The organism is Pseudomonas sp., from assembly GCF_030147005.1.
Lineage (GTDB): Bacteria > Pseudomonadota > Gammaproteobacteria > Pseudomonadales > Pseudomonadaceae > Aquipseudomonas.
The window spans coordinates 39,923-46,564 of record NZ_JASLAW010000022.1; the positions used below are offsets into that span (position 1 = coordinate 39,923).

5 protein-coding genes are annotated in these 6,642 nt (G+C 62.3%); 4 read left to right on the forward strand and 1 reads right to left on the reverse strand.

What is annotated here, in order from left to right:
* Positions 1 to 111: 111 nt before the first annotated feature.
* From Q1V60_RS01720 to Q1V60_RS01735, 4 genes are read left to right on the forward strand one after another with little or no spacing between them, the layout of a single operon-like run.
* A complete protein-coding gene (locus Q1V60_RS01720) occupies positions 112 to 702 on the forward strand; it encodes a paraquat-inducible protein A (protein ID WP_300626928.1) in 591 nt (196 codons plus the stop codon).
* A complete protein-coding gene (locus tag Q1V60_RS01725; protein WP_300626929.1) occupies positions 699 to 1,343 on the forward strand; it encodes a paraquat-inducible protein A in 645 nt (214 codons plus the stop codon). The genes Q1V60_RS01720 and Q1V60_RS01725 overlap by 4 nt, the downstream gene beginning before the upstream one ends.
* A complete protein-coding gene (locus tag Q1V60_RS01730; RefSeq protein ID WP_300626930.1) occupies positions 1,324 to 2,973 on the forward strand; it encodes an MlaD family protein in 1,650 nt (549 codons plus the stop codon). The genes Q1V60_RS01725 and Q1V60_RS01730 overlap by 20 nt, the downstream gene beginning before the upstream one ends.
* Before the next feature lie 14 nt (positions 2,974 to 2,987).
* Positions 2,988 to 3,548: a PqiC family protein gene (locus tag Q1V60_RS01735; protein WP_300626931.1), complete on the forward strand. Its 561-nt coding sequence runs from the start codon at positions 2,988 to 2,990 to the stop codon at positions 3,546 to 3,548.
* Between the two features lie 12 nt (positions 3,549 to 3,560).
* On the opposite strand, the gene Q1V60_RS01740 is transcribed toward Q1V60_RS01735, so the two are convergent.
* Positions 3,561 to 6,290 (reverse strand): LuxR C-terminal-related transcriptional regulator, encoded by a 2,730-nt coding sequence (locus Q1V60_RS01740; RefSeq protein ID WP_300626934.1) that lies wholly within the window; start codon positions 6,288 to 6,290, stop codon positions 3,561 to 3,563.
* Positions 6,291 to 6,642 lie beyond the last annotated feature (352 nt).

The window sequence follows — 6,642 nt, forward strand, 5'->3', positions numbered from 1 at the left end:
ATGATGCCGAGTAACAGGTAAAACAGCGGCATCCGCTGCTAAGCTACGCAAACGCGACTGACTCCCCGGCAACGGCCAACCCCGCAGCCAGTCGCTTTTGGAGCAGCCCCTATGCCGAATCAGCAGGTCATCTGCGAACACTGCGACTGCGTGTACCAGAAAGTTGCCCTCGCCAAGCATCAAAAAGCCCTGTGCATTCGCTGCGATGGGGTATTGCAGCGCTATAACGGCCTGTCGGTGCAACAGCGCCTCGCGTTGACGCTCACCGCTGCGGTGTTGTGGGCGTTCGCCAATTTTTACCCGGTGATGAGCATCAGCCTGAAAGGCCTGAAAAACAGCGCGACGCTCTGGGATTCGGTGGTGGCGCTGAGCCTGGGGCCAATCACGTTCATCGCGTTGGTGGCGGCGATTTCCATCATTATCGCGCCGGTTTTTCAGTTGCTGTTGCTGATCTGGGTGTTGAGTTTCGCCCTCGTCGGCAGGCGTTCACCGGCCTTCAAGTTGAGCATGCGCTGGCTGGAAGCACTCAGGCCCTGGAGCATGCTGGAGGTGTGCCTGTTGGGCGCGATGGTGGCCGTCTTCAAGCTGGCCGGCATGCTCGAGGTGATACCCGGCATAGGCCTGTTCGCGCTGGCCGCCCTCAGCCTTTTGCTGATCCGCATCGCCGGGCGCGATGTGCGCGACCTGTGGGACACCCTATGAATTCCCCGCCCACCGCCCGCCAGCTCAACCTGTGCCTGTGTCACACCTGCGGCCAGCCCTGCGACATGCGCAGCGAACCCACCGAGTGCGACCGCTGCGGTGCTCCCTTGCACCGGCGCAAGGTTCAGTCCTTGACCCGCACCTGGGCCTACCTGCTCACTGCGCTCGCCCTTTATGTGCCGGCGAATGTATTGCCGGTGATGAACACCACCATGCTCGGCTCCGGGGCGGACAGCACTATCATGAGCGGCGTGCTGGAATTCTGGCAGCATGGCGCGTGGGACATCGCCCTGATCATTTTCATTGCCAGTATTGCCGTGCCCGGCATCAAGTTCGTGTCACTGGGGTTGCTGCTGATCACCGTGCAGCGCAATAGCCAATGGGCGCGCAAGGAACGCTCGAAGCTGTTTCGGTTCATCGAGCTGATCGGTTACTGGTCGATGCTGGATGTGATCGTGGTCGCGCTTGTAGCCGCGTTGGTGAAGTTCCAGGCGCTGGGCACCATAGAGCCGCGCCTGGGTATTCTGTTTTTTGGTCTGGTGGTCGTGTTTACGATGTTGGCGGCCATGAGTTTCGATCCCCGGCTGATCTGGGAAAATCCACACAATGAGGAGACCTCGGATGAGCTCGTCCAAGGCTGACACACCCGCAGGGCAACCCGAGATCAAGACACGTCGCTTCAGCGTTTCGCTGGTATGGATCGTGCCGATTGTCGCCGTGCTGGTGGGTCTGTCGCTGGTGGTTCACAGCATGCTGCAACAAGGGCCGACCATCACCCTCAACTTCAAGACCGGCAGCGGGCTGGTCGCCAACAAGACCGAGGTCAAGTACCGCAACGTGGTCATCGGCCAGGTGACCGGTGTTGCCTTGAGCGATGACCAGAAAAGCGTCAACGCCACCGTCGAACTGGTCAAGCAGGCCGAAAGCTTCACCCGTGAAGACTCAAAGTTCTGGGTAGTGCGCCCGCGCATCGGTGCCGGTGGCGTGTCCGGCATTGATACCTTGCTGTCCGGCGACTACATCGGTGCGGATATTGGCCAATCCAATACCCGTGCCAGGCAGTTCATCGGCTTGGAGAACCCACCGCCGATCACCTACGGCGAGCCCGGCAAACGCTTTACCCTGCATACCCAGGACCTGGGGTCGCTGGATATCGGCTCGCCGGTCTATTACCGCAAAATCCCGGTCGGTCAGGTCGTTGCCTACCAATTGGACAGCGAAGGCAAGGGCGTGAATATCGAGGTGTTCGTGCATGCGCCCAATGATGCGTACGTCACCGAAAACACACGTTTCTGGAACGCCAGCGGTGTCGATCTCAGCGTCGGTGCCAACGGCTTTGAGATGAAGACCGAATCGTTGTCGTCCATGTTGATGGGCGGGATCTCCTTCCTGGCACCGCCCTACAGCCCCAACGACAAGCCCGCCGAGGAAAGTCGCAACTTTGAGCTGTTCGAAGACCAGCAAAGTGCCCTCGCCCCGCCCAATGGCGAAGGGCAATACATGGTGCTTCGTTTTGATCAGGCCTTGCGCGGGCTGAAAGTCGGCGCGCCGGTGGAATTTCTCGGTGTTGAATTCGGCAGGGTCGTTTCGATCAACCTGGATTTCGATGCCCGCAAACGCAGCTTTCCGGTCAACGTCGGCATCGTGATCTATCCGCAACTGCTTGGCCAGGCACATACCAAGCTGCTCAAGGCGATGAACCACAAACCTGATGATGAGGCGGCCGGCGTGCGCCTGATCGGCAGTTTCATCGAAAACGGCCTGCGCGCCCAGGCTCGCAGCGGCAACCTGCTGACCGGCCAGCTCTACATCGCCCTGGACTTTTACCCCAAGGCCGAGAAAGTCGCGTTTGACCCGAACCAGCGCCCCGTGGGCATTCCCACTCTCCCGGGCAACCTCGAACAACTGCAGGAGAAATTCGAAGGCATCGTCAACAAGATCAGCCAGTTGCCAGTCGAGCGCATCGCCGGCAACCTCGACGCCAGCCTCGTCGAGCTGCGCAAGGGTCTCGCCCAATTCAATGCCAAGACCCTGCCCGGCGTGCAGACAACCCTGGGCGACGTGAGCAAGACCCTGCAGTCGGCCAGTTCAACCCTGGCCGAAGACTCGCCGCAACGCGAGCAACTGACCCAGACCCTGGACGAACTGGCGCGCATGTCGCGCTCCTTGCGCGAACTCTCGGATTACCTGGGCCGGCATCCGGAGTCGCTGATCCGCGGTCGCGCCGAGAATGCCGCGCCCCTGGACCTGCAAGGGCCACCTCGCAAATGACCATTGGAGCCGCCATGACATTGCCGTTGAAAATCACCCTGGTGACCGCCCTGCTGCTGCTCGCGGCGTGCCGCAGCGAGCCGATTGCATTCCACACCCTGACCCCGGCGCACTGGAATCACGCCACGCGCTCGGATACCGGCGGCATCCGCGTTGAAAGCATCAGCGTGCCGCCTCAGGTCGACCGGGCGCAGATCGTGATCCGCCAGGGCGACAGCGGCCTGGCGATTCTGGAAACCCAATGGTGGGCCGCCAGCCTTGCCGATGAACTGAGGAGCGCGCTGGTGGACCAGTTGGCCAGCAGCGATGCCCAACAACCCGTGTCGTTGCGTGTGGAGGTGCAGCGCTTCGATTCGGTGCCCGGGCAGTACGCGCTGCTCGACGTGCGTTGGCGCCTCAGGCCGGCCGGCGGCGGTGATCGCTCCGGGCTGACCTGCCGCTCAACCTTGCAAACGCAAGCGGGCCCGAGCATCGATGATGTGGTAGTGGCGCATCAGAACAACCTCAAGCGCTTCGCCGCACTGATCAACAGCGCCGCCGGCTCGTCCCTGAAGCAGTGTCCGAACGCCCAATGAGCGGCCGCGCAATCAGCCCAGCAAGCCCATCGACTTGGCACGCGCCACCGCCTGGGTGCGGCGCTCCACGCCCAGCTTGCTGTTGATATGGCTGGCGTGGGTTTTCACCGTGTGCAGGGAAATGAACAGCTGGTTGCTGATCTCCTGGTTCGAGCACCCCTGGGCGATCAGTTGCAGTACCGCCAGCTCCCGTGTGCTCAGGGTTTCAGGGTGAGGCGAGCCTCCAATGGCGGCGATTGCCGGTAGCAGCGCCAGCAAAGCCTGGTTGAGCAGGCCATGCGGGTGCTTGCCCAACTGCTCGCGCATCCAATCCGGGTATTGCTCCAGCAACCGCTGGAACGGCTGCAACGCGCCCCCGGCGGCGGCTTCAAGTGCGCGGGCCAATACCGGCCCGGCCTTGGCTTCCTGGCCACATGTCAGCAACAAATGCGCCTGCTGGGCCAACGCCATCAGGGCGATCATCTGGCGCCCGCTGTTGAGCGCCTGTTGCGCCAGGTCCTCAAGCCGTTGCAGCGCCACGTCGGGTTGATGGCGAATGGCATCCAGCGCGGCCTGTTGCAATTCCACATGTTGCGGCAAGTGTGGATGAAACTCCGGTGCGGCGGCGGCCTGTTCGCCGGTGTAGGTCTGCCCCAGCCGGGTCAGCCAGGCATCGGCCAGATCGGTACGGCTCTGGGCCAGCCACAGCTCGCATTTGATCAAGGTGATCATCGCCAGGTAGTAGATCGGCGGCACATCCCAGATGTGCATCAAGCGTTCAGCCTCGGCCAACTCGGCAAAGGCCGTGGCGAAATCGCCGCGCCGCCCTTCGAAGTTGGCGATCACGCAGTGCCCGATCAGCACGCTGATATCCCGGCAGGCGCGGGCTTCGATCAAGCCGGCACGCAAACGTGCAAGTCCGGCTTCGGGCTGGTAACGCAACAGCAACAAGTAGCCTTCATAGAGCGACAAGCGTGCGCGTACGGCATACAGCCGCTGGGCTGCCAGCCCGTGCAGACGCTGCAGACCGTGGCGCACTTCCTCCAGGGCGCGCAGGATCTCGCCCCGCGCCTGCAACACCCGCGCCCGGTCGTAATGGGCCAAGGCTTCAAACAGCGGGTTACCGACGCGCTGCGCCAGTTCCAGGGATTCGCGATTCAGGCCACGGGCGCGCCACAGATCGGCGTCGACGATCGCCAGGTTGGAAAGAGTCGACAGGCACATCAACCGCTGGCCGTAACGCTTGTGCGGCAGGCTCTCGAGCGCCTCGTTGCAATAGCGCAGGGTCAATTCGCGGTCACCTCGCCCACGGGCGATGATCCCGCTCAGCGCCAGCCATTGCGCCAGCATGGATTTCTGCGCGGTGGCCGACGGCGCCGGCAGGAAGCGACTCAGGTAGCTGGATAATTCCTGCGCCGCATCCAACTGGCACGCCAGCCCCAGCGCCCAGCTATAAAGCACGATCAAGCGCGGCGTGCTGATCAGCAGGCTGTCGGGCAAGTCCATTTTCCAGCGCAGCAGCATGCCGATATTCTGCTCGGCCAGCAGTTGTTCCTCGGAGAGGTTCTGCACCAGGTTCGCCGCCACATCGAGATGACCGGCCCGCAGAGCCTGCTCCACTGCCTCATCGATCAAGCCCTGGGCATTGAACCAGCGGCAGGCCCGCAGGTGCAGACTGGCCAGCGGTAACGTGGCGCTCTTTTCGCGGCGAGTGCGCAGCAGGTCGGAAAACAAATGGTGATAACGGTACCAATGACCGTGTTCATCCAACGGCACCAGGAACACCTGATGGGCTTGCAGGTAGCGCAGGATTTCCGGACTGTCATGGGCCTCGCGCACCGCATCGCACAGCTCGCTGCAAAAGCGCTCCTGGGGCGCGGTGTCATACAGGAACGCTTGCACCTGCGCAGGCAGGCAGTCGATGACTTCTTCCAGCAAGTAATCGCGAATCAGCCCTTCGCCACCGTTCAGGCCCTGCGGCAGGGCGCTGTCGTTGCCGGCTTCGGAAGCCGCCAGCAGCCAGAAGCGCAGGCCGGCGACCCAGCCCTCGCTGCGGCGAATCAGGTTTTCCAAGGCCTCACCGCGCAACGAACTGCTGTGCCGATCCAGCACGGCCAGGGATTCGTCATGGGTCAGGCGCAGGTCTTGCTCACTCAATTCCAGCAGGTGCCGCGACAGGCGCAGGCGCGCCAGGTGCCAGTCCGGACGCTGGCGGCTGGTGACCAGCACCACCAGGCCATCGGGCAAATGGTTGAGGAAAAATTGCAGGCAACGGTCCAGCACCGGCCCCTGGGCCAAGTGGTAGTCATCCAGCACGAGCAACAGCGGCGCCTGGATGGACAAGTGCGCGGTCAGCTCATCAAGCAGGCCGTCGAGCCATTCTTCAAAGGCGAAGGGTTGGTGACGCTGACGCATTTTCAGCAGGCCCAGGGATTGCGCGCCGATATCCGGAAAATACTGGCGCAAGCCTTCGAGCAGGCGCTCGAGAAAACGGCCAGGGTCGCTGTCTCGCGGGCTCAGGCCCAGCCACAGGTTTTGCCAGTGGGCGGGCAGGCTCTGGCAGAACTCTACCGCCAGGGAACTCTTGCCGAACCCTGCCGGTGCGCTGACCAGCAGCAATCGCCCTTGCAGGCCGGCACCCAGGCGTTCGCACAGGCGGGGGCGCAGCACGTAGCCGTCAGGCAGTGGCGGCCTGTAGAAACGACCTTCCAGGCTCGGAATCACCGCGCCGGCAGGCCCCTGAATTCGGGACAGATCAGTCATCGCCGGGCTCTTGTAGAAGGCTGTGGTCGGCATTGCAGATGTCCGCAGACTAGCGGTAAAAGCGGCGGGATTGTAGATCTTTGCAACAAATGTCTGAAAAAGAACTGCGACAAGAAATATCTCTAAAGACGCCACAAACGAAAGTGGGAGGGGGCTTGCTCCCAATGGCGGCGGATCAGTCAATGCATGAGTCGACTGTAAGGCCACTATCGGGGGCAAGCCCTAATGCCGGTCAGTTAAGCGCTAAAGCAGAAAAACCTGCGACCTGTGGCGAGGGAGCTTGCTCCCGCTGGACTGCGTAGCAGTCCCATTTTTGGGGCCGCTTCGCGCCCCAACGGGAGCAAGCTCCCTC

Excerpts from the sequence above, each read along its gene's own strand:
- Q1V60_RS01725 (WP_300626929.1), top strand. The coding sequence starts at position 699 with ATGAATTCCCCGCCCACCGCCCGCCAGCTCAACCTGTGCCTGTGTCAC.
- Q1V60_RS01730 (WP_300626930.1), top strand. The coding sequence starts at position 1,324 with ATGAGCTCGTCCAAGGCTGACACACCCGCAGGGCAACCCGAGATCAAG.
- Q1V60_RS01735 (WP_300626931.1), top strand. The coding sequence starts at position 2,988 with ATGACATTGCCGTTGAAAATCACCCTGGTGACCGCCCTGCTGCTGCTC.
- Q1V60_RS01740 (WP_300626934.1), bottom strand. The coding sequence starts at position 6,290 with ATGACTGATCTGTCCCGAATTCAGGGGCCTGCCGGCGCGGTGATTCCG.
- Q1V60_RS01720 (WP_300626928.1), top strand. The coding sequence starts at position 112 with ATGCCGAATCAGCAGGTCATCTGCGAACACTGCGACTGCGTGTACCAG.